This window comes from Streptomyces sp. NPDC052225, assembly GCF_040679615.1.
In the GTDB taxonomy this organism is placed as follows: domain Bacteria; phylum Actinomycetota; class Actinomycetes; order Streptomycetales; family Streptomycetaceae; genus Streptomyces.
The window spans coordinates 84,593-103,559 of record NZ_JBFAVD010000007.1; the positions used below are offsets into that span (position 1 = coordinate 84,593).

At 71.0% G+C, this 18,967-nt stretch carries 20 protein-coding genes and 1 pseudogene; 5 read left to right on the forward strand and 16 right to left on the reverse strand.

What is annotated here, in order from left to right; translation table 11 throughout:
* Positions 1 to 9: 9 nt before the first annotated feature.
* Positions 10 to 1,488 (reverse strand): NCS1 family nucleobase:cation symporter-1, encoded by a 1,479-nt coding sequence (locus tag AB0L37_RS13135; RefSeq protein ID WP_365503788.1) that lies wholly within the window; start codon positions 1,486 to 1,488, stop codon positions 10 to 12.
* 177 nt (positions 1,489 to 1,665) lie between these two features.
* On the opposite strand from AB0L37_RS13135, the gene AB0L37_RS13140 reads away from it, so the two are divergent.
* Both AB0L37_RS13140 and AB0L37_RS13145 read left to right on the forward strand, forming a co-directional pair.
* Positions 1,666 to 2,325 (forward strand): GntR family transcriptional regulator, encoded by a 660-nt coding sequence (locus AB0L37_RS13140; RefSeq protein WP_365503790.1) that lies wholly within the window; start codon positions 1,666 to 1,668, stop codon positions 2,323 to 2,325.
* Positions 2,313 to 2,720, forward strand: a complete 408-nt coding sequence (locus AB0L37_RS13145) for a (2Fe-2S) ferredoxin domain-containing protein (RefSeq protein WP_365503792.1) — start codon at positions 2,313 to 2,315, stop codon at positions 2,718 to 2,720. Before AB0L37_RS13140 ends, AB0L37_RS13145 begins: the two co-directional genes overlap by 13 nt.
* Here AB0L37_RS13145 and pip read toward each other — a convergent pair.
* From pip to AB0L37_RS13170, 5 genes are read right to left on the reverse strand one after another with little or no spacing between them, the layout of a single operon-like run.
* Positions 2,698 to 3,660 (reverse strand): prolyl aminopeptidase, encoded by a 963-nt coding sequence (gene pip / locus AB0L37_RS13150; RefSeq protein ID WP_365503794.1) that lies wholly within the window; start codon positions 3,658 to 3,660, stop codon positions 2,698 to 2,700. The genes AB0L37_RS13145 and pip overlap by 23 nt on opposite strands.
* A 32-nt stretch (positions 3,661 to 3,692) precedes the next feature.
* The gene (locus AB0L37_RS13155; RefSeq protein ID WP_365503796.1) at positions 3,693 to 4,892 is read right to left on the reverse strand and encodes an MFS transporter; all 1,200 of its coding nucleotides are present in this window, start codon (positions 4,890 to 4,892) and stop codon (positions 3,693 to 3,695) included.
* 15 nt (positions 4,893 to 4,907) lie between these two features.
* Positions 4,908 to 5,642: a uracil-DNA glycosylase gene (locus tag AB0L37_RS13160; RefSeq protein ID WP_365503798.1), complete on the reverse strand. Its 735-nt coding sequence runs from the start codon at positions 5,640 to 5,642 to the stop codon at positions 4,908 to 4,910.
* Between the two features lie 18 nt (positions 5,643 to 5,660).
* Complete coding sequence (locus tag AB0L37_RS13165; RefSeq protein WP_365503800.1) at positions 5,661 to 7,196, reverse strand: YfcC family protein; 1,536 nt, start codon at positions 7,194 to 7,196, stop codon at positions 5,661 to 5,663.
* The gene (locus AB0L37_RS13170) at positions 7,193 to 8,581 is read right to left on the reverse strand and encodes a M20/M25/M40 family metallo-hydrolase (protein WP_365504227.1); all 1,389 of its coding nucleotides are present in this window, start codon (positions 8,579 to 8,581) and stop codon (positions 7,193 to 7,195) included. Before AB0L37_RS13170 ends, AB0L37_RS13165 begins: the two co-directional genes overlap by 4 nt.
* Positions 8,582 to 8,743: 162 nt before the next feature.
* Between AB0L37_RS13170 and AB0L37_RS13175 the strand changes: the two genes are divergently transcribed.
* Positions 8,744 to 9,190, forward strand: a complete 447-nt coding sequence (locus AB0L37_RS13175) for an RNA-binding S4 domain-containing protein (RefSeq protein ID WP_365503802.1) — start codon at positions 8,744 to 8,746, stop codon at positions 9,188 to 9,190.
* 76 nt (positions 9,191 to 9,266) lie between these two features.
* On the opposite strand, the gene AB0L37_RS13180 is transcribed toward AB0L37_RS13175, so the two are convergent.
* The 3 genes and pseudogenes from AB0L37_RS13180 to AB0L37_RS13190 all read right to left on the reverse strand — a co-directional run.
* Entirely contained in the window at positions 9,267 to 9,695 is a 429-nt protein-coding gene (locus tag AB0L37_RS13180) for a DoxX family protein (RefSeq protein ID WP_365503804.1), read from the reverse strand.
* A gap of 97 nt (positions 9,696 to 9,792) precedes the next feature.
* Entirely contained in the window at positions 9,793 to 10,470 is a 678-nt protein-coding gene (locus tag AB0L37_RS13185; protein WP_365503806.1) for a class I SAM-dependent methyltransferase, read from the reverse strand.
* Positions 10,471 to 10,597: 127 nt separating this feature from the next.
* Positions 10,598 to 11,065 (reverse strand): annotated as a pseudogene (locus AB0L37_RS13190) (hypothetical protein); the annotation flags it as partial.
* Here AB0L37_RS13190 and AB0L37_RS13195 point away from each other — a divergent pair.
* Entirely contained in the window at positions 11,060 to 11,323 is a 264-nt protein-coding gene (locus AB0L37_RS13195) for a DUF6343 family protein (RefSeq protein ID WP_365504229.1), read from the forward strand. The pseudogene AB0L37_RS13190 and the gene AB0L37_RS13195 overlap by 6 nt on opposite strands.
* Before the next feature lie 15 nt (positions 11,324 to 11,338).
* Here AB0L37_RS13195 and AB0L37_RS13200 read toward each other — a convergent pair whose 3' ends face one another.
* From AB0L37_RS13200 to rpsA, 6 genes are all read right to left on the reverse strand, one after another.
* Positions 11,339 to 11,701, reverse strand: a complete 363-nt coding sequence (locus AB0L37_RS13200) for a tetratricopeptide repeat protein (RefSeq protein WP_365503808.1) — start codon at positions 11,699 to 11,701, stop codon at positions 11,339 to 11,341.
* A gap of 90 nt (positions 11,702 to 11,791) precedes the next feature.
* The gene (locus AB0L37_RS13205; protein ID WP_365503810.1) at positions 11,792 to 12,175 is read right to left on the reverse strand and encodes a DUF3592 domain-containing protein; all 384 of its coding nucleotides are present in this window, start codon (positions 12,173 to 12,175) and stop codon (positions 11,792 to 11,794) included.
* A complete protein-coding gene (gene coaE / locus AB0L37_RS13210; protein ID WP_365503812.1) occupies positions 12,172 to 12,780 on the reverse strand; it encodes a dephospho-CoA kinase in 609 nt (202 codons plus the stop codon). Before coaE ends, AB0L37_RS13205 begins: the two co-directional genes overlap by 4 nt.
* 38 nt (positions 12,781 to 12,818) lie before the next feature.
* A complete protein-coding gene (locus AB0L37_RS13215) occupies positions 12,819 to 13,757 on the reverse strand; it encodes a PAC2 family protein (protein ID WP_365503814.1) in 939 nt (312 codons plus the stop codon).
* Between the two features lie 161 nt (positions 13,758 to 13,918).
* Positions 13,919 to 15,445 carry a flavin monoamine oxidase family protein gene (locus AB0L37_RS13220; protein WP_365503816.1) on the reverse strand — a complete coding sequence of 509 codons (1,527 nt, stop codon included), beginning with the start codon at positions 15,443 to 15,445 and terminating at the stop codon, positions 13,919 to 13,921.
* Positions 15,446 to 15,789: 344 nt separating this feature from the next.
* Entirely contained in the window at positions 15,790 to 17,295 is a 1,506-nt protein-coding gene (gene rpsA / locus AB0L37_RS13225) for a 30S ribosomal protein S1 (protein ID WP_338695468.1), read from the reverse strand.
* Positions 17,296 to 17,656: 361 nt separating this feature from the next.
* Here rpsA and AB0L37_RS13230 point away from each other — a divergent pair, with 361 nt between their 5' ends.
* Positions 17,657 to 18,493, forward strand: coding sequence for a class I SAM-dependent methyltransferase (locus tag AB0L37_RS13230; protein WP_365503819.1), 837 nt, complete (start codon positions 17,657 to 17,659; stop codon positions 18,491 to 18,493).
* Here AB0L37_RS13230 and AB0L37_RS13235 read toward each other — a convergent pair.
* Positions 18,490 to 18,933 carry a hypothetical protein gene (locus AB0L37_RS13235; protein WP_365503821.1) on the reverse strand — a complete coding sequence of 148 codons (444 nt, stop codon included), beginning with the start codon at positions 18,931 to 18,933 and terminating at the stop codon, positions 18,490 to 18,492. The two genes, AB0L37_RS13230 and AB0L37_RS13235, sit on opposite strands and share 4 nt — an antisense overlap.
* Positions 18,934 to 18,967: the final 34 nt, after the last annotated feature.

Sequence of the window (18,967 nt, forward strand, 5' to 3'; positions counted from 1 at the left end):
CACAGTGCGTCAGACCTCCGTCGCGGCCACGGAAGAGGCCACATCGGTCGCCGTACGCTCCGAGCGGCAGATCAGCCCGTACAGGCCGGCCGCCACCGCCGTCCCGATGAACCACGAGTAGGCGGCGACCTGGTCGAAGTACGGGACGAGGGCGAGGACGACCGCGAGGGACGCCGACGGTACGAATGCCGCGAGCGCCTTCGGGTTCACGCCGCGCCGGTAGTAGTAGGGGGATCCCGGCGTCGCGTCGAAGAGGGCCGCGTCGTCGATCCGGCCCCGCTTCACCCAGAAGTAGTCGAGCATGATGATCCCGAAGAGGGGGCCGAGGAAGGCGCCGAGGCCGCCCAGGAAGTAGTTGACGACGTTCGGGTTCGAGTACAGGTTCCACGGGGTGACGACGAGCGCCGCCACCGTCGAGATCGCGCCGCCGACCTTGAACGTGATCTTCTGCGGCCAGACGTTGGCCAGGTCGTACGCGGGTGAGACGAAGTTGGCGACGATGTTGACGCCCATCGTGGCGATGGCGAAGGTCAGCGCTCCGAAGACGAGGACCCAGGTGTTGCCGATCTTCGCGACGAGCAGCGCCGGGTCGGTGATGGCCTCGCCGAAGACCTCCAGGCTGCCTGCGGTCACCACGACGGAGAGGACCACGAACGCCGTGGAGTTGACGGGCAGGCCCCAGAAGTTGCCGCGGCGCACGGTCTTGTAGTCCGGCGCGAAGCGGGAGAAGTCGCAGAAGTTGAGCATCAGCGTGCCGTACGTGGCGAGGATCAGGCCGATCGCGCCGAACCACTGGCGGAACTGCTCGCCGGTCGACACCGGGTGCGGCGTCGTGGTCAGGGAGATCGTCCACCCCGCCTTCGCCCAGATCCAGACGGCCAGGGCGAGCATCACGACCCAGATCGCCGGGCCGCAGAAGTCCTGGAACTTGCGGACCGACTCCATGCCCTGCGTGATGATCAGGGACTGGATCAGCCAGAGGGTCAGGAAGGACGCCCAGCCGAGCGCGTGCAGGCCGAGGAACGAGTGGTGGGTCCAGGACTCCATGCCGGGGAAGGCGGCGAGCACCATGACGTTCACCGCCACGGAGGCCAGATATGTCTGGATTCCGTACCACATGATGGCGATCACGGCGCGGACGAGCGCGGGGATGTTGGCTCCCCAGACGCCGAAGCTGATGCGGCTGACGACCGGGAACGGGACGCCGTGGCGCTGGCCTATGCGGCCCATCGCGTTGCAGCCCGCGTAGATGAGCACGAAGCCGATGAGCAGGGCGGTGAAGATCTGCCAGGCGTTGAGGCCGAGCACCAACAGGCCCGCGGCGAACGTGTAGTTGCCGAGGTTGTGGACGTCGGACATCCACAGCGCGAAGAGGTCGAAGACCTTCCACTTGCGTTCGCCGGCGGGGGCGAGGTCCTCGTTGACCAGGCGCGGGTCGGGGACGAAGGCGTGGCTGTTTTGCGTCTGCACGGGTTCGGCGACAGACATGGGTGAGCCTCCCAGGGGACGGGGACATGCGGCACGTACGGCGTCGCAGCGGCTGTTTGGTATACCAAACAGCGGTCATGTTCCCGCTCCCGACGGCACTCGGCAATGTCCGTGCGGTTACGGCTCGGTAAAACACCCCGGGCCCGAACACCCGGGCGCATCGGCGAAGATGGGGGCATGACGACGGTGGAACCTCTGGGCGCGGTACGCGAACGCGTCCTCGGCACGCTGCGGCAGGACATCATCGGCGGCCGTCTGCGCCCCGGCGACCGGCTGGTCGAGCGGGAGCTCGCGGACCGGTTCGGGGTGTCGCGGGTCCCGGTGCGCGAGGCGATCCGCGCACTGCTCGCCGAGGGGTTCGTGACGTTCGAGACGCCGCGCAGGGCGGTGGTCCGCACCCTGACGCGCACCGACGTCACCGAACTCTTCGAACTGCGCGAGGCGTTGGAGGTCTACGCGGCCGGGCTCGCCGCCGAGCGGGCGACGCGGGACGACCTCGCGCATCTGGAGGAGCTCCTCGACCTCGCGGCCCGCGCCACGCGCGGCGACGACGCCGAGACCATCACGGACGTCAACACCCGCTTCCACGACCGGCTCCTGGCCATGGCGGGCAACAGCCTGCTCAGCACGGTGATGCAGCCGGTCGACGGGCGGCTGCGCTGGATGACCAGGCGCAACGAGGAATGGCCCCAACAGCTCGCCGAACACCGGGAGTTGTACGACGCCGTGGCCGCGGGCGACCCGGAGCGGGCGAGGGCGGTGGCGCTGGCCCACGTACGGACCAACTACCGTTCCACGGTCAGCCACCTCTTCCCAGGAGACTCGTGCCCACCCTGATAGGCGCCGCCCGCACCCGCCCCTGCACCCTCGTCGTCTGCCGCGGCTGCTGCTGCGGCGACGCCCGCAAGTACCCCGGCTACGACCACGACTGGCAGCTGGAGCGGCTGCGGACGGCGGCACAGGCCTCCGGCGGCCGGTTCGCCGTGCGGGTCAGCGACTGCCTCGGGCCCTGCGACCAGGCGAACGTGGTCGTGCTCCAGCCGTCCGCCCAGGGCCGCGCCCGCGGCGGCAGGGCGGCGTGGATCGGCTGGTCCCTGGGCGACGACGCGACGGACGAGATCCTGGCGTGGGCCGAGGCCGGCGGCCCCGGGGTCGCACCGGCGCCGGTCGCCCTGGAGTTGCAGTTCATCGAGCCCCAGGGCGAGCGGGTCAGGCGGCGCCGGGGCCGCTGAAGAAGTCGGTGGCGGCGACGAGCCGGTCCGTCATGCCGGGGGCGCCCGCGTTGTGCCCGACGTCGTCCACGCTCACCAGCCGCGCGTCCGGCCAGGCCTGCGCGAGCCGCCACGGCAGGCCCACCAGATTCTGGAAGTCCAGGGTGCCCTGGACGATGACGCCGGGGATGCCCTTGAGCCGGTCCGCGTCGCGCAGCACCGTCTCCGGGCCGCCGAGGAAGTGGTCCTGGGACCAGTAGTGCGTGACCGTCCGCGCGAATCCGTAGCGGAACCCCGGGTCCTGGTAGCGGGCAACGGAGCGCGGCGGCTGCGAGGCGACCGCGGTCTCCCAGTCGGTCCAGGCGAGCGCGGCCCGCTCGCGCACCGCGGGATCCGGCGACTCCAGAAGCCGGTTGTACGCCGCCGTCAGGTCACCGTCACGCTCGTCCTCGGGCAGCGCGTCGAGGAACGCCGCGAACGCCTCGGGGAACACCTTCCCGAGCCCGCGCGTCATCAGCTCCACCTCGGCGCGGCTGCCGGTGGCCAGGCCCGTGAGGACCAGCGCGGTGACGGCGTCGCGGTGCGTCTGCGCGTACCGCAGCGCGAGCACGGACCCGAAGGAGACGCCCCACACCAGCCAGCGCTCGATCCCGAGGTGCGTGCGCAGGAGCTCCAGGTCGGCGATCAGGTGCGGGAGCGTGTTGACGCTCATGTCGGTGTCGTACGCGCGCGCCGACGGCGTGGAGCGGCCCGCGCCGCGCTGGTCGAGCAGGACGATGCGGTACCGCTCGGGGTCGAAGAGCCGCCGCATGAAGGGCGAGGCGCCGGATCCGGGCCCGCCGTGCAGCGCGAGCGCCGGCTTGCCGTGCGGGTTGCCGCAGGTCTCCCAGTGGATCCGGTTGCCGTCGCCGACGTCGAGACGGCCTTGGTCGTACGGTTCGATGTCCGGGTACAGAGGCATCGGGCGAGCCTATGCCGCGGACCCGCCCGGTCTCACTCGGCTTTCACGGTCCGCATCCGCCCGTACGCGTACACGCAGCCGGCGAGCGCCAGGTCCGACAGGAGCATGAAGCCGATGGAGTACGACCCCTTGGCGCTGTAGATCGCGCCCATCACCAGCGGCGGGACGAAGCCGCCGAGGCCGCCCATCGCGCCGACGATGCCGGTCACCGAGCCGACCTGCGGCTGTGGCGTGACCTGCGAGACGAGGGCGAAGACGCTGCCGCTCGCGGTGCCGAGGCCGGCCGCCATGACCAGGAGGTCGATCGTGCCGCCGGGCGCGAGCGAGGGTTCGAAGGCCTGCACGATGGCGAACACCGCCACGACGGCGAGGGCCCCGGCCGTGATGATCGCCGGGTGGACGCGGTCGGACAGCCAGCCGCCGAGCGGCCGGAAGATGACCGTGACGAGCGCGAACCCGGCGGCCTTGGTGCCCGCGTCGACGGGGTCGAGCTCGTACCAGGTCTTCAGATACGTCGGCAGGTACGTGCCGTAGGCGACGATGCCGCCGAAGCCGATCGCGTACAGCGCGGACAGCTCCCACGTCACGCGCAGCTTGCCCGCGCTGCCGAGCCGCTGCCCGAGCGAGGTGGTCGGGATCAGCCGGTCCGGGTGGTCGCTGAGCAGGAACCAGGAGACGACGACGTACGCGGCGAGGGCGATCGCCACGATGTAGAACGGCAGGTTCTCACCGTGCTTGGCGATGCGCGGCGTGAAGTAGCCGGACAGGGCGACACCGCCCATGCCCATGCCGAAGATGCCGAGGGCCGCGCCGCGCTTGGCGGGCGGGAACCAGGAGTTCACCAGGGGGATGCCGATGGCGAACGTGGTGCCGCCGAGGCCGAGCAGGAAGCCCACGAGGATCATCGCGAGGTAGGAGTCGCGGGCCAGCGGCACGAGCAGCACCGGGATGATCGTCAACGCGGTCACCAGCGGGAACATCAGCTTGGCGCCGTAGCGGTCGGTGAGGGCGCCGGCCGGGATGCGGCCGAGCGAACCGACGATCACCGGCACGGCGACGAGGAACGACTGCTCGAACGAGCTGAGTCCCAGGCTGTCGCCGAAGGCGCTGCCGAGCGGGGCGATGAGGTTCCACGCCCAGAAGGTGAGCGTGAAGCCGACCGTGGCCATCACGAGGTTCACGTACGCCGCGGCCGGTGGCCTGCTCGTGGGCGGCGCTGTCGTCGTAGGCATCGTCACCCTCTCACGCTAGGAAGACTCGTCCGTACGCTCCTGATCTGCTGCTCCGTTCGGGGCCACCTGGAGGCCGGCCGCGCGCGCCGCCGTGCTCAGGGTCGTGCGCAGCATCTCGGGAGTGAGCCGTCCCGTGAAGGTGTTGCGCTGGCTGACGTGGTAGCAGCCGTACAGGCCGAGCCCGTCGAGATCGGCGCGGGCGCCGTGCGCGAAGACCGGGCGGGGGCGCGGCACCGGCCAGCCCGCGGCGGCGAACGCGGGCAGCGCCGCCTGCCAGCCGAACGCGCCGAGCACCACGACCGCGCGCAGGGTCGGCCGGAGCAGGTTCAGTTCCTGGACGAGCCAGGGGCGGCAGGTGTCGCGCTCGGCCGGGGTCGGCTTGTTGGCGGGCGGCGCGCAGTGCACGGGAGCCGTGACGCGGACGCCGTACAGGGTCAGTCCGTCGTCGGCGCCCACCGCGTCGGGCCGGGAGGCGAGCCCGATGTCGTACAGGGCCCGGAAGAGCACGTCACCGGAGCGGTCCCCGGTGAACATGCGGCCGGTGCGGTTGCCGCCGTGCGCGGCGGGCGCGAGGCCGATGATCAGGAGCGACGCGTCGTGCGGGCCGAAGCCGGGAACGGGCCTGCCCCAGTAGGTCTGGTCGGCGAAGGCCGCCCGCTTGGTGCGGGCGACCTCCTCACGCCAGTCGACCAGCCGGGGGCAGGCCCGGCAGTGGCTGATGCGCTCGTCGAGTTCTCCGAGACCGTCCATCGTCCCCACGGTAGGGGGTCACGTGAAGGCCGCGCCCAGCGCCACGAACGCGCAGATCAGCAGGAACAGGATCGCGAGCAGCGGCCACACGAACCGCAGGTACTTGTCGTAGCCGACCTTGGCGAGGGCGACGCCGCCGATGGTGACGGCGGTGGTCGGCACCCACAGGTTCATCCAGCCGCTGGCCGACTGCCAGGCGGTGACGACGACCGCGCGCGAGACGCCCGCGAAGTCGGCGAGCGGCGCGAGGATCGGCATGGCGAGGGTGGCGTGGCCGGAGGTGGACGGGATGAGGAAGGCGAGCGGCAGGTTCACGACGAAGACGATGATCGCGAAGACGCCGGACGAGGTGCCTTTCACGACGCCCTCGATCGCGTGCAGGACGGTGTCGGTGATCTTCGAGTTGTTCATGATCACGGTGACGCCGCGGGCGAGGAGGATGACCAGCGCGGGCGAGATGAAGTCGGCCGCGCCCTGGATGATCGTCGAGCTGATCCTCTGCTCGCCCATCCGCGCGACGAGCCCGACGAGCACCGCCGCGCACAGGAACAGCGCCGCCAACTGCGGGAAGGACCAGTCGAGTTCGAAGCCGTACGGGGTCGCGTCGGCGTCCCCGGTCAGGGCGCTCGCCCACGGCACGACCGAGAAGATCATGAAGACGAAGACGAGCGCGGTGACGACGAGGACCGCCTTGTGCAGCGCGGTCAGTTCGGGGACCTCGGCGGCGTCGGACGCGGCCTGGTCACGGTCCTGGTCACCGGGCAGGAACCCGGAGAGCGAGCGTGCCGGATTCCTCTGTACGCGCTTCGCGTAGCGGATGACGTACGCGACCGTGACCGCGGTCAGCACGATCCACATCGCGAAGCGCAGCGCGATGCCGTCGCCGAGGGAGATGTCGGCGGCGGAGGAGGCGACGCCGGTCGCGAACGGGTTGACCGTCGAGCAGAGCACACCGACGCCGGCGCCGAGGATGATCGCGCCGACAGCGGTCATCCGGTCGTAGCCGAGCGCGAGCATGAGCGGCACGATCAGGCCGTAGAACCCGAGGGTCTCCTCGGCGAATCCCTCGACCGTGCCGAGGACCGAGAAGACGACCATCACGCCCGCGATGAGCAGCGCGCCGCGCTCGCGCAGGCGGTGCGCGAGGCGGCCGATGCCGCGGTCGAGGGCGCCGGTCGCGAAGACGACGGTGATGAACGCGCCGATGGCCAGCACGAACAGGAAGACGCCCGCACTGCCGTACAGGTCACCGGAGTTGTCGGGGCCGACGAGGGAGGTCTTCGGGTCCTGGATGCCGTAGAGGCCGTTGACCGGGGAGAGGAACAGGTCGTTGAGCCGGTCCACGAAGGACTGGCCCGAGCCGACGCGGTGGTACGTCCCCTCGACCGGGGCGCCGTCGCCGTTCCTGTCGTACGTCCCCGACGGGATCAGGAAGGCGAGGATCCACACCGCGATCGTGACGACGGCGAGGACGGTCAGGGCGCTGGGGAACGTGAACTTCTTCCTGGCGGGCGGCTGTTGAGGGTCCCGCGCCGTGTCGACGTCGGTGCTCACGACGCGTTCGCCTTCCGGAAGTCGGCCGCGTACTCGCGCACGAAGGCGCACATCGCGACGACGGTGGCGCGCAGTTCGGAGAACAGGACGCGTTCGTTGGGGGCGTGCAGGTTGCAGAGGTTGTCCTGGGCGCCGAAGAGCAGCACCTCGGCGTTCGGCGCGGCCTGGGCGAGCCCGTTGACCAGGGGGATGGAGCCGCCGGTCGCGACGTACGAGGCCTCGCTGCCCCACGCTTCCTTGAGCGCGGCGCGGGCGGCACGGTAGGCGGGGCCGCCGGTGGCCGCCTCGTAGCCGGGCCCCGTGTCGCCGGGGGTGACGGTGAGCGGGATGCCGAAGGGCCTGAGGGCGCGCAGATGGCGGACGAGGTGGTCCTGGGCCTCGTTCGGGTCCTGCCGCGGGTGGAAGCGGAGGTTCAGCTTGGCGCGGGCGTACGGGACGACGGCGGACGCGGCGCCTTCGACGGTGGGGGCGTCGACGCCGATGACGGTGATCGCGGGGCCCGACCACAGGCGCTCGCCGAGGCTGCCGCTGCCGAGCAGCGGGAGGCCCTCGGTGACACCGGCGAGGTCGCGGAACTCGTCCTCGGTGTAGCCGGCGCCGGTCCACTCCTCGCGGCGCAGCCCCTCGACGGCGACGTCGCCGTGGACGTCGTGGAGGGTGGCGAGGGCCTTGAGGAGGGTGAGCAGCGCGTCGGGGGCGGCGCCGCCGAACTCGCCGCTGTGACGCGGCTCCTGGAGGGTGCGGACCTCGACGGTGACCTCGGCGGCGCCGCGCAGCCCGGTGGTGAGGGTGGGGGTGCCGGGGCGCAGGTTCCCGAGGTCGGCGATGACCATGGCGTCGCAGGCGAACCGGTCCGGGTCGGTGGGCGGGTAGCCGTCGAAGGGGCTGCCGTACTCCTCCTGCCCCTCGAAGACGATCTTGACGCCGACGGGCGGGCGGCCGCCGAAGGCGCGGAGCATGCCGAGGTGGGCGATGACGTTGGACTTGTCGTCGGCGATGCCGCGGGCGCGCAGGCCGCCCTCGACCGGGGTCGGCTCGAAGGGCGGCGAGTCCCACAGGCTCTCGTCGCCGGGCGGCTGGACGTCGTAGTGCGAGTAGAGCAGGACGGTCGGGGCGTCGGGGCTCGGCGGCGGGATCTCGCCGAAGATGACGGGCGCGGTGTCGGGCAGGTCGATCCGCTCGACGCGCTCGACTCCGACGTCGCGCAGGAGGCCGACGAGCAGGTCGTGCGCCTCCTGGACCGGCCCGGCCGGGAAGCCGGGGAACGCGACGGACGGGATGGCGGCGAGCCGCTCCAGGTCGGACACCAGCCCGTCCATCAGTCGGTCCACTGCGCCCTGGAGGTCGTTCGGGTCGTTGTCCGGGTCCCGGTCCATCGCGGCCATGACGTCCACGCCTCTCACTGTCGAATGCATCGATCGCATCGGAATCGATCACATCGGATACGGGGGGTTTCGCCCGGATTATCCGTGTGGGGTGAGAGGTGTCGGACCAGGGCTCGCCGAGCGGCACGACATCGGGGAGGGGATCCGCATTAGGCTCGGCGCATGGCATCGGAGACTTCACAGGCGCCGCGCGGGCCGGCGGCTCCGGGTGGCGGCGACAGTGTGCGCGTCGACGTCTGGATCTGGTCCGTGCGCCTGGTCAAGACGCGCTCGGCGGGCGCCGCGGCCTGCAAGGGCGGGCACGTCAAGGTCAACGGTACGAGCGCGAAGCCGGCGCAGGCGCTGCGCGTCGGCGACGAGGTACGGCTGCGCCAACCCGGGCTCCCCGAGCGCTTGGTGGTCGTCAAACGGCTGCTGCGCAAGCGGGTCGGCGCCCCCGTCGCGGTCGAGGCCTACGTCGACAACAGCCCGCCGCCCCCGCCGCGCGAGGTCGTGGCCCCGGTCGGCATCCGCGACCGGGGCACGGGCCGTCCGACGAAGCGCGACCGCCGTGAACTGGAGCGGCTGCGCGGCGTCTTTGGGCAGGGCCCCGACGCCGGGCAGCCCTGAGATCCCGCATCTGCACCCATGCCTGCGAGCCGGCCAGGTACTGGCCGGCTCGGGGGCGGTCGCACTCGGCGCACCCTCAGGCTCCGCGCCTCACCAGGGCGACCAGGTCGCGGTTGTGAGCGCGGCGGGTCCAGGCCAGGACGGCCAGGGGGACGATGAGGATCAGCGGCGTCGCCGCGTTCTCCCCGCCGAAGGAGACGATCTGGGTGACGCACGCGCCGACCATCAGGGCACTGAGCGCGATCGGCGTGACACCGGAGAGCACGGGCACCAGCAGGCCGATCGCCCCGGCGAGTTCGAGGATGCCGATCGCGTACATGCCCGGCGCACCCCAGCCGATCGTGTCGAACGAGTCGACCGCCGCGGAGACCGCGAGCAGCTTGGGCAGGGCGCTCGCGAACGCGAAGAACAGGGCGAGCGCGACGGTCACCGTGCGCAGCGTGATGCGGGCGGCGCGGGAGCGGGCCGGGGCGGCCGGAGCGACGGGGGCGGCGATGTTCGTCATGGGGACTCCTCGGTGACGTATCTGCAGGATGTGCTGTCACAGAGGTAGACCGGACACCGCCGCCGAACTCATCGGTCCCGGCGAGCTTCCACGGGAATTACGCAGGCACCGCGCGCACCCACCGCCCGTCGTCGGTGAGCACCCGGTCGATCCTCAACCCGGCCTCCGCCAGGGCCTGTTCGAACTCCGACTCGGTGAGCGGGCGGACCCGGTAGGTCTGCGTCCACACCGCGTCGGGGAACTCGTACTCCACCTTGACCGAGCGGACTCCGTCACCGACCGGCTCCGAGTGCAGCTTGCGGATGGTGCAGGTGTCCGGGATGGTGACCTCCCGCGGCAGGTTGTCGTGCGCGCCCTCGCCCTCGCGCTGGATCAACACACAGCCGTTCTCGGCGACATGGCGCCGGCAGGCGTCCAGCATGCCGCGCCGCACCGCCGCGTCCCCCGTGTGGACCAGGATCGACGCGAGCATCACCACGTCGAACGTCTCGCCGAGGTCGAGGCCCTCGATGGTGCTGCGCACGGTCCGCGCCCCGCGCACCCGCTCCAGCATCTCCGGCGACTCGTCCACCGCCGTCACCTTGAAGCCGCGCTCGATCAGCGGGTGCGTCACCCGGCCCACCCCGCAGCCGAGTTCGAGCAGGGTCGCGCCCGCGGGCACGGCTCCCGCGACGATCTCCGACTCGCCCTCTTCGGGCATTCTCGAGTACAGCTCGACCGCACAGCCGTCGGGCGTGATCGCGCCCGGCCCCGTCCCTTCGTATCCCGCTCGCATCTCTAGGCTCATGGACAGGGAACGCACGGCCCCCGCACCGCAGTTCCCGGCTCACCGCCCCGGCATCGGGAGCCTCCTCGGAGACGTACGCGATACGGAAGCGGTCCTGGAAGCGGACGATGTTGGAGTCGGCCGGCGGGTACTGCCTCAACTGCCGGTCCAGGAGCCACGACTGGCACACGGCCACCCGCATCGGCTCCTCGGGGAAGTGCCGTGCGAAGGACGCCGCGGCGCGCCCGATCGAGTCGTCGCACGCCTCGGGCGTCATCGGTCCGCGGAAGTCGGGGATGTGCACGCCGAGGCAGGGCGCGCCGGGGACCGGCCCCCGCCCCGGCGCCGACGGCCGCCGTGCCCGTACGCCGGTCGAGCCGCGCCCGCTCGAACTGGAGCCGCCCCAGCCGGTAGAGGTCGCCGCGGAAGTGCCGGGTCGGCCACCACGGCACGAGCCCGCGGGCCCAGCCAAGACCTTCAGCGCCCTCCTGGATCGGCGAGGCTGCGCCGGGACACGTCGTCGGGGCACACCCTCTCCCTCGGTCGTGGCACCCTGGAGAGGGAGCCTCTTCGCGCAGAGGGGATGGTGACCATGCACATGCATCTGGTGCGCACCGGTGACGAGCCGGTCACCGCTCGTAGCCCCCTGCGTCTGCGGCTCGGACTCGCGCTGTTCGGCCTGGTGTGGACCGTCTTCGGCACGGTCGCCTTCCTGCTGGCGCACCGGCCGTGGTGGGCGCTGGCCTGCGGTGTGCTGTGGCTGGTCACGACGGTCGACCTGTTCATGATCCTCCGCCACATCCGCCAGGGCCCCCACTACCAGCCGGGCCGCGACGTCCCACCGTATCGAAAGGCTCCCTGAGGGGCCCACGACGGCCTACGAGTCGAAGCGGGCCGCCGCCAGGTACTCGGGCTGCGGGTCGAGCGCGGCGGCGAGCCGGAAGTGCCGGCGGGCCTGGTCGGGCCGCGCCCCGCGCTCGTACGTCCTGGCCAGCGCGAAGTGCGCGAACGCGTTGTCCGGCTCGCGCTCGAGGACGATGGAGAACTCCAGCTCGGCGGCGCGCAGTTGGGCCGCGGCGAAGAAGGCACGGGCACGCAGGAGGCGGGCAGCCGTGTGCTCGGGATGGGCGGCGATCACGTCGTCGAGCAGCTTCACCGCGCCGCGCGGATCGCGTGCGGCAAGGAGCTGCTCGGCGGCGCGGTAGTCGATGACGTGCGTCTCCGGGGTGGCGTCGGGCACGGCGAACTCCCTTCTGGTGCCGACCTGTCGCTCTCGTCAACACCGCGGACCGTAGATGCTATTCCTGCCCGCCGCGCACCCCCGGGACACTCAGCTCAGGGCCACCGCGAGCACCATGCCCACCAGGACGAGGACCGCTCCGGCGATCATGAACCCTCGGTCGACTCCCGGTCGTTCACCGCCCAGCACCACCGTCTCGCGCGGGTCATCGACGTCGTACGCGACCCGGACCACGGCGCCCGCGGTCAGCGGTGTGCGCTTGCCGGGCGGCACCGGCGAGGCGACCTCGATCACCCGCCCGTCGACCGTCTCGAACTGGAGCAGCGGCCGCTCGGCGCCGGGCTGCGGGGGTTTGACGAGGGCGTCCACCACGTTTCCCGCGGTCCGGGTGCGGCGGGTGCGCCGTATCCCGTACGCCCCTGCGAGCAGGGCGATCAGACCGCCGATCGCGGTGCACGCGGCGAGGACGATCACGCGTCGGCGGCGCGCGCCCGGCGCACCAGCTCGGCCCAGACCGCGTCGACCTGCTCCGTGAGCTTCTCCAGCGGCACGTCGTTGTCGATGACGACATCGGCGATCTCGCGGCGCTTGTCGCGGGTGGCCTGGGCGGCCATCCGGGCCCGCGCGTCCTCCTCGCTCATGCCGCGCAGCCGGGTCAGCCGGTCCAGCTGGGTCTCGGGGGACGCGTCGACGACGATCACGAGGTCGTAGAGCGGGGCGAGGCCGTTCTCGGCGAGCAGCGGGACGTCGTGGACGACGACGGAGTCGGGACCCGCCGCGCGCTCCAGCTCCGCGGACCGGGCGCCCACCAGCGGGTGCACGATCGTGTTCAGGGTGGCGAGCCGGTCGGCGTCGGCGAAGACGATCGAGCCGAGCTTCGGCCGGTCCAGGCTGCCGTCGGGGGCGAGCACCTGCTCCCCGAACGCCTCGACGACGGCCGCAAGGCCCGGCGTGCCGGGCTCGACGACCTCTCGCGCGATCTTGTCGGCGTCGATCAGAACAGCCCCGCGCTCCACGAGCAGCCGGGACACCTCGCTTTTGCCGGCACCGATTCCGCCGGTCAACCCCACCTTCAACATGAGCGGCAGCTTAGGGCCTCCCCTATGTCCGGCGCCGGTCAGGCGTCGCCTTCCCGCTCCGCCAGGAACTTCTCGAACTCGAGGCCGATCTCCTCCGCCGACGGGATGTCCGCCGGCTCCGCCAGCATGTTGCCCCGGGACTCGGCGCCCGCGGCGGCGTCGTACTGGTGCTCAAGACCCTGGACCAGCGCGACGAGCTCCTCGTCGCCCTCCTGGATCTGGCGGTCGATCTCGGTCTGTGTGCGGTGCGCCTCGGTGCGCAGGCCGTGCGCGACGCCCGGCAGGACCAGGCCGGTCGCGCCGGTGATCGCCTCCAGGACGGTCAGCGCGGCGTCCGGGTACGGGGAACGCGCGATGTAGTGCGGGACGTGCGCGGCGACCCCGAGGACGTCGTGCCCGGCCTCCAGGAGGCGGTACTCGACGAGCGACTCGGCGCTGCCCGGCACCTGCGCCTCGTCGAACGGGCTGCGGTGGCCGGGGACCAGCTCCGTGCGGTTGCCGTGCGGCGTCAGGCCGACGGGACGGGTGTGCGGGACGCCCATCGGGATCCCGTGGAAGTTCACCGCGAGCCGTACGCCGAGGCGCTCCACGATCTGCTGGACGGCTGCCGCGAAACGCTCCCACTCGACGTCCGGCTCGGGCCCCGACAGCAGCAGGAACGGCGCACCGGTGGCGTCCTGCACGAGCCGCACCTCGATGGAGGGCACCTCGTACTCGGTCCAGCGGTCACGCTTGAAGGTCAGCAGCGGGCGGCGCGCCCGGTAGTCCACGAGCCGGTCGTGGTCGAAACGCGCCACGACCTGGTGCGGCAGGGAGTCGAGCAGCCGGTCGACGATCTGGTCGCCGGTCTCGCCCGCGTCGATGTACCCGTCGAAGTGATAGAGCATGACAAGGCCCGCCGACTCCTGGGCAAGCGCCATGTCGACCACGGCGAGGCCCTTCGGCTCCCATGTGTACAACTCCTGCGGATCAAGCACAGTGACCGCTCCTCGCTCTTCTACGGTGACTCCTAGACAGAACGCGCGGAAAGGGCGCGAGCATTCCCGCCCGCCCGTCTCCCACCACCACCCTTCTGAGGAAGCGCTCCGCGCCCAGTCTCTCGCGCCCTTTCCCAGCAGCCTCTTACGTCCCCTCCGCCTTATGCCGCCATCACGCGCGCGTGCAGCTTGGTCACGGCCCGCCGGGCGGACGTGAACGCCCCGTGCTGCCAGGCGTCGGTGTAGCTGAGCCAGTCACCGGCGAAGTAGACGCGCCCCGTGGGCTCGTTGAGCGGCTTGTAGCGGGGGTCGTCCGGGCCGCCCGGGGTGTTGTGCCAGGCGCCTTCCAGGTGCGGGGTCTGCCGCCAGTGGTGCGAGAACGACGACGCCAGCTCGGTGCGGTACTTCTCGCCGTAGATCTTCACGCCCTGCGCGACGGCCCGCGCCTCCCGCGCGGCCGGGCGGAGCTTCGCGTACGCGTCGGCGTCCCTGTCGTAGTTGTAGTAGCCGATCAGGACGCCGCGCTCGCCGTGGAACCCGTAGCTGGGGTGCCAGATGTGGCTGAGGTCCATGTCGGTCTCGGTGATGCCGCCGTAGATCCGGTGGTCCAGCTCCCACCAGCGGGACCGGTACTCCAGGCCGATCTTGCCCGCGGACTGCGGCGTGATGGCCTCCAGGGCGCTCTGCACGCCGGAGCCGAGGTTGTGCGGGACCTTGGCGAGGATGTTGGGCGGCAGCGCGCCGACGCAGTAGTCGGCCTCGACGGACCTGGTCCGCCCGCCCTGGGTGTACGTGACGGTGACCCCGCCCCCGGTGTCGGTGATCTTGCTGACGACGGCCCCGGTGCGCACTCTGCGGGCGCCTATCGCCCTGGTCAGCGCCTTCGGTATCTGATCCATCCCGCCGACCGGCTGGAACATCAGCATGGCCTGGTCGAAGCCGAACTCGAAGGAGAAGTACCGTCCGACGCCGCTCGCGAACACCTCCGACGCGGCGGGCACGTCACCGAGCGGCACCCCCGGCGTCCCGGTCGCGGCCGGCACGGTGGTGTACCCGCGCCGCTCACCGCCCTCGTACGTGAGCTTGTCCCCCAACTCCCCGAAGTCCTTGAGGAATTCGACGAGCCGCTCCTGGTCCGCGGCGGTCAGCTCCTTGTCCAGGGCGCCCTTGTCGGAGGCCTTGGCGAGCAGCTCGGACACGTACCCGTACACGTCGGCCTTGGCGGTCCGGTAGCGCATGGGCCCGGTCATCCCCGCGCCCTCGTTGAAGAGGTAGGCGTCGGCGTTGGTGTTGGTGAACACCTCGATGGGGACGCCGAGTTCGCGACAGTAGTCGAGCGTCACCATCCACTGCGGCAGCCGTGCGGGCCCCGCGTTCATGTACTGCCCGTCGCTGAACCGCGCCGTCTGCTTGTTCCCGTACGTGTCCACGGTCGTGTCGCCGCCCCGCACGGTGAAGTTGCGCCCGCCGGTCCGGTCCCTGGCCTCCAGGACCGTACAGTCGTACCCGGCCTTGCCCAGTTCGTACGCGGTCGCGAGCCCGGCGATGCCGCCGCCCACGATCACGACCTTCGCAGCGCCCCGCCCGCTGAGCGTGAAGTCGCCCGACCGCGGCGCGCGGTACGGGAGTTCACGCTGCGCCGCCTGCGCGGTGGGCGCGAGGCCGAGCGCCCCCATGGTGGCGAACATGGCGCCCGCCCCACCGGTGAGCCCGACGTTCCGCAGAAACCCCCGCCGACTGGTCCCTTGCTGCCCTGCTGCCATGAGCCCGGCTCCCCTCAGATCGTGCGCGATCTTGGCTGATTCGGGGATGGTGGCAACGTCCTGTTACGGCACAGCAGCAACTGTTGTATCGACCAAGTTTCTAAGCGCCCGAAGGGGCGCGGGGAACGGCGCGAGCAACCACAACGAACTCCGCACCCGCGACAACACACCAGCCCCCACGGCGATGGGATGGGAGCGCACAAAACAACAGTGGGCCCGCACCCAAAGGGTGCGGGCCCACTGTCAACTACCAGTTAGCGCAGAGCGATTCAGCTCTGGCCACCCGCCAGCTTCTCACGCAGCGCGGCAAGCGCCTCGTCCGACGCCAGGGCGCCGGAGTTGTCGTCCGACTCCGAGGAGTACGAACCGCCACCGGAGGCGGCCGGAGCCGCACCGGAGGCGCCGGCGACGGCACCCTCGGCCTCGGCCTGGGCGTCCGCCTCGCGGGACTTGATGACCTGCGCCTGGTGCTGCTCGAAGCGCTGCTGCGCCTCGGCGTACTGGCCCTCCCAGGCCTCGCGCTGGGTCTCGTAGCCCTCGAGCCAGTCGTTGGTCTCGGGGTCGAAGCCCTCGGGGTAGATGTAGTTCCCCTGGTCGTCGTACGACGCGGCCATGCCGTACAGGGTCGGGTCGAACTCGACGGCCGACGGGTCGGCGCCGAAGGCCTCGTTGGCCTGCTTCAGCGAGAGGCTGATGCGGCGGCGCTCGAGGTCGATGTCGATGACCTTGACGAAGATCTCGTCGTTGACCTGGACGACCTGCTCCGGGATCTCCACGTGGCGCTCGGCCAGCTCGGAGATGTGGACCAGACCCTCGATGCCCTCGTCCACGCGGACGAACGCACCGAACGGAACCAGCTTCGTGACCTTACCCGGGACGACCTGGCCGATCTGGTGGGTACGGGCGAACTGCTGCCACGGGTCCTCCTGCGTCGCCTTCAGCGACAGGGAGACACGCTCGCGGTCCATGTCCACGTCGAGGACCTCGACGGTGACTTCCTGGCCGACCTCGACAACCTCGGACGGGTGGTCGATGTGCTTCCAGGACAGCTCGGAGACGTGCACGAGACCGTCGACGCCACCCAGGTCCACGAAGGCACCGAAGTTGACGATCGAGGACACGACGCCGGAGCGGACCTGACCCTTCTGGAGGGTCGTGAGGAACGTCTGGCGAACCTCGGACTGCGTCTGCTCGAGCCAGGCGCGGCGGGACAGGACCACGTTGTTGCGGTTCTTGTCCAGCTCGATGATCTTCGCCTCGAGCTCCTTGCCCACGTAGGGCTGGAGGTCGCGGACGCGGCGCATCTCGACGAGGGAGGCCGGAAGGAAGCCACGGAGGCCGATGTCGAGGATGAGACCACCCTTGACGACCTCGATGACGGTACCGGTGACGATCCCGTCCTCTTCCTTGATCTTCTCGATGGTGCCCCAGGCACGCTCGTACTGAGCGCGCTTCTTCGAGAGGATCAGGCGGCCTTCCTTGTCCTCCTTCTGGAGAACCAGGGCCTCGATCTCGTCACCAACCGCGACGACCTCGTTCGGGTCGACGTCGTGCTTGATGGAGAGCTCGCGGCTCGGGATGACACCTTCGGTCTTGTAACCGATGTCGAGGAGGACCTCGTCCCGGTCAACCTTGACGATGACGCCGTCGACGATGTCGCCATCGTTGAAGTACTTGATCGTCTCGTCGATGGCGGCGAGGAAAGCTTCCTCGTTACCGATGTCGTTGACCGCAACCTGCGGGGTGGTGGCGGTGGTCTCGGTGCTGCTCGTCATGTGGGAAAGGGCTCCGGCGGACATTGAAGTCGTAGGTACTGCTACGCCGGGAGCCTGTTTCGCACCGAAGAAGCCGGACAGCCTAGGAGGCGCCGAATCCGGGCTTCCCGAAGGAACCGGTGGCGCCTCGATAACCGAGGGGACATACAACAGATGCGAGCACAGCCTGCTATGTCTGAGGTGCGCAGGCCCGCAGCGCAACTTGTAGCATACGGGGGCAGCCGGACAGGGTCAATGCGCGAAGGCGCACACCCGGGGCGGAACACCGCATACCCGGCAGAAATCCTGTCGCACGAGGCTACGCGGGCCGCAGTGCCCGCAGATTAGTACCAGGGAGCCGATCATCCAAGAGTCCGGACCAATGCAAGCGCCCGAGCCGTCGAACGCGTCCCCTTCGGTCGACGAGGACTCCACGGCGACCCGCCGCGACGCGGACACCACGGAGAGTTCGCGGGCCAACCGCGGCTGGTGGGACCGGAACGCGGACGACTATCAGGTCGAGCACGGCACGTTCCTCGGCGACGACCGTTTCGTATGGGGTCCCGAGGGCCTCGACGAGGTGGAGGCCGAGCTGCTCGGCCCCGTCGAGGAGCTGGCCGGCAAGGACGTCCTGGAGATCGGGGCCGGTGCCGCGCAGTGCTCGCGCTGGCTGGCCGCCCAGGGCGCCCGCCCCGTCGCGCTCGACCTCTCGCACCGCCAGCTCCAGCACGCGCTGCGCATCGACGGCGGCAAGGTGCCGCTGGTGGAGGCGGACGCGGGGGCGCTGCCCTTCAAGGACGGCTCCTTCGACCTCGCCTGCTCCGCCTATGGCGCGCTCCCCTTCATCGCGGATCCCGTCCGCGTGCTGCGCGACGTGCACCGGGTGCTGCGGCCCGGCGGCCGCTTCGTCTTCTCCGTCACGCATCCGATCCGCTGGGCGTTCCCGGACGAGCCGGGGCCCGAGGGGCTGAGCGTGGCCGCCTCCTACTTCGACCGCACTCCTTATGTGGAGCAGGACGACGAGGGGCGCGCCGTATATGTGGAGCACCACCGCACGATCGGGGACCGGGTGCGCGACGTCGTGGCGGGCGGTTTCCGGCTCGTGGACCTCGTGGAGCCGGAGTGGCCCTCGTGGAACACGCAGGAGTGGGGCGGCTGGTCGCCGCTGCGCGGGAACCTGATCCCTGGGACGGCGATCTTCGTCTGCGAGCGCGCCTAGTTCGTGCGGTGTGCGACGGGGTCGTCGGTCAGCCACAGGGCCGCGATCTTCTCCGCTCCCTTGCGGCCCGCGCGCTGCTTGATCAGGCCCTCTTTCGCCGCTCCCCTTATAAGGACGGCGGCGCCTGTCTCCTCGTGAGGGGTGACGGTGATCGTGACGACGGCCGGGTTGAGGGTGGCGAAGCCGCTGTTGACGACGCCTCGCACGGCGCTGCCGCCGCCGGGCGGACTGTCGGTGGCGAGCGGTGCCCCGCAGTGGGCGAGCAGCTCGTGGGCGCGGCCGAAGGCCGTCGACGGTGACTGGGCGGTGGTGAGGGCGATCTCCGCGACGTCCTTCTTGAGACGGCGGGCAGCGGCTGCCGCCCGGCGGCTGCCCGGATCTTCGCCTTCGAGCCGCGCGAGGAACTCCAGGATGGTCATGTCTTCGTCAGGCAGCGGCATGGCGCGAGGGTAGCCGGGGGCCCGTGCGGGCGTG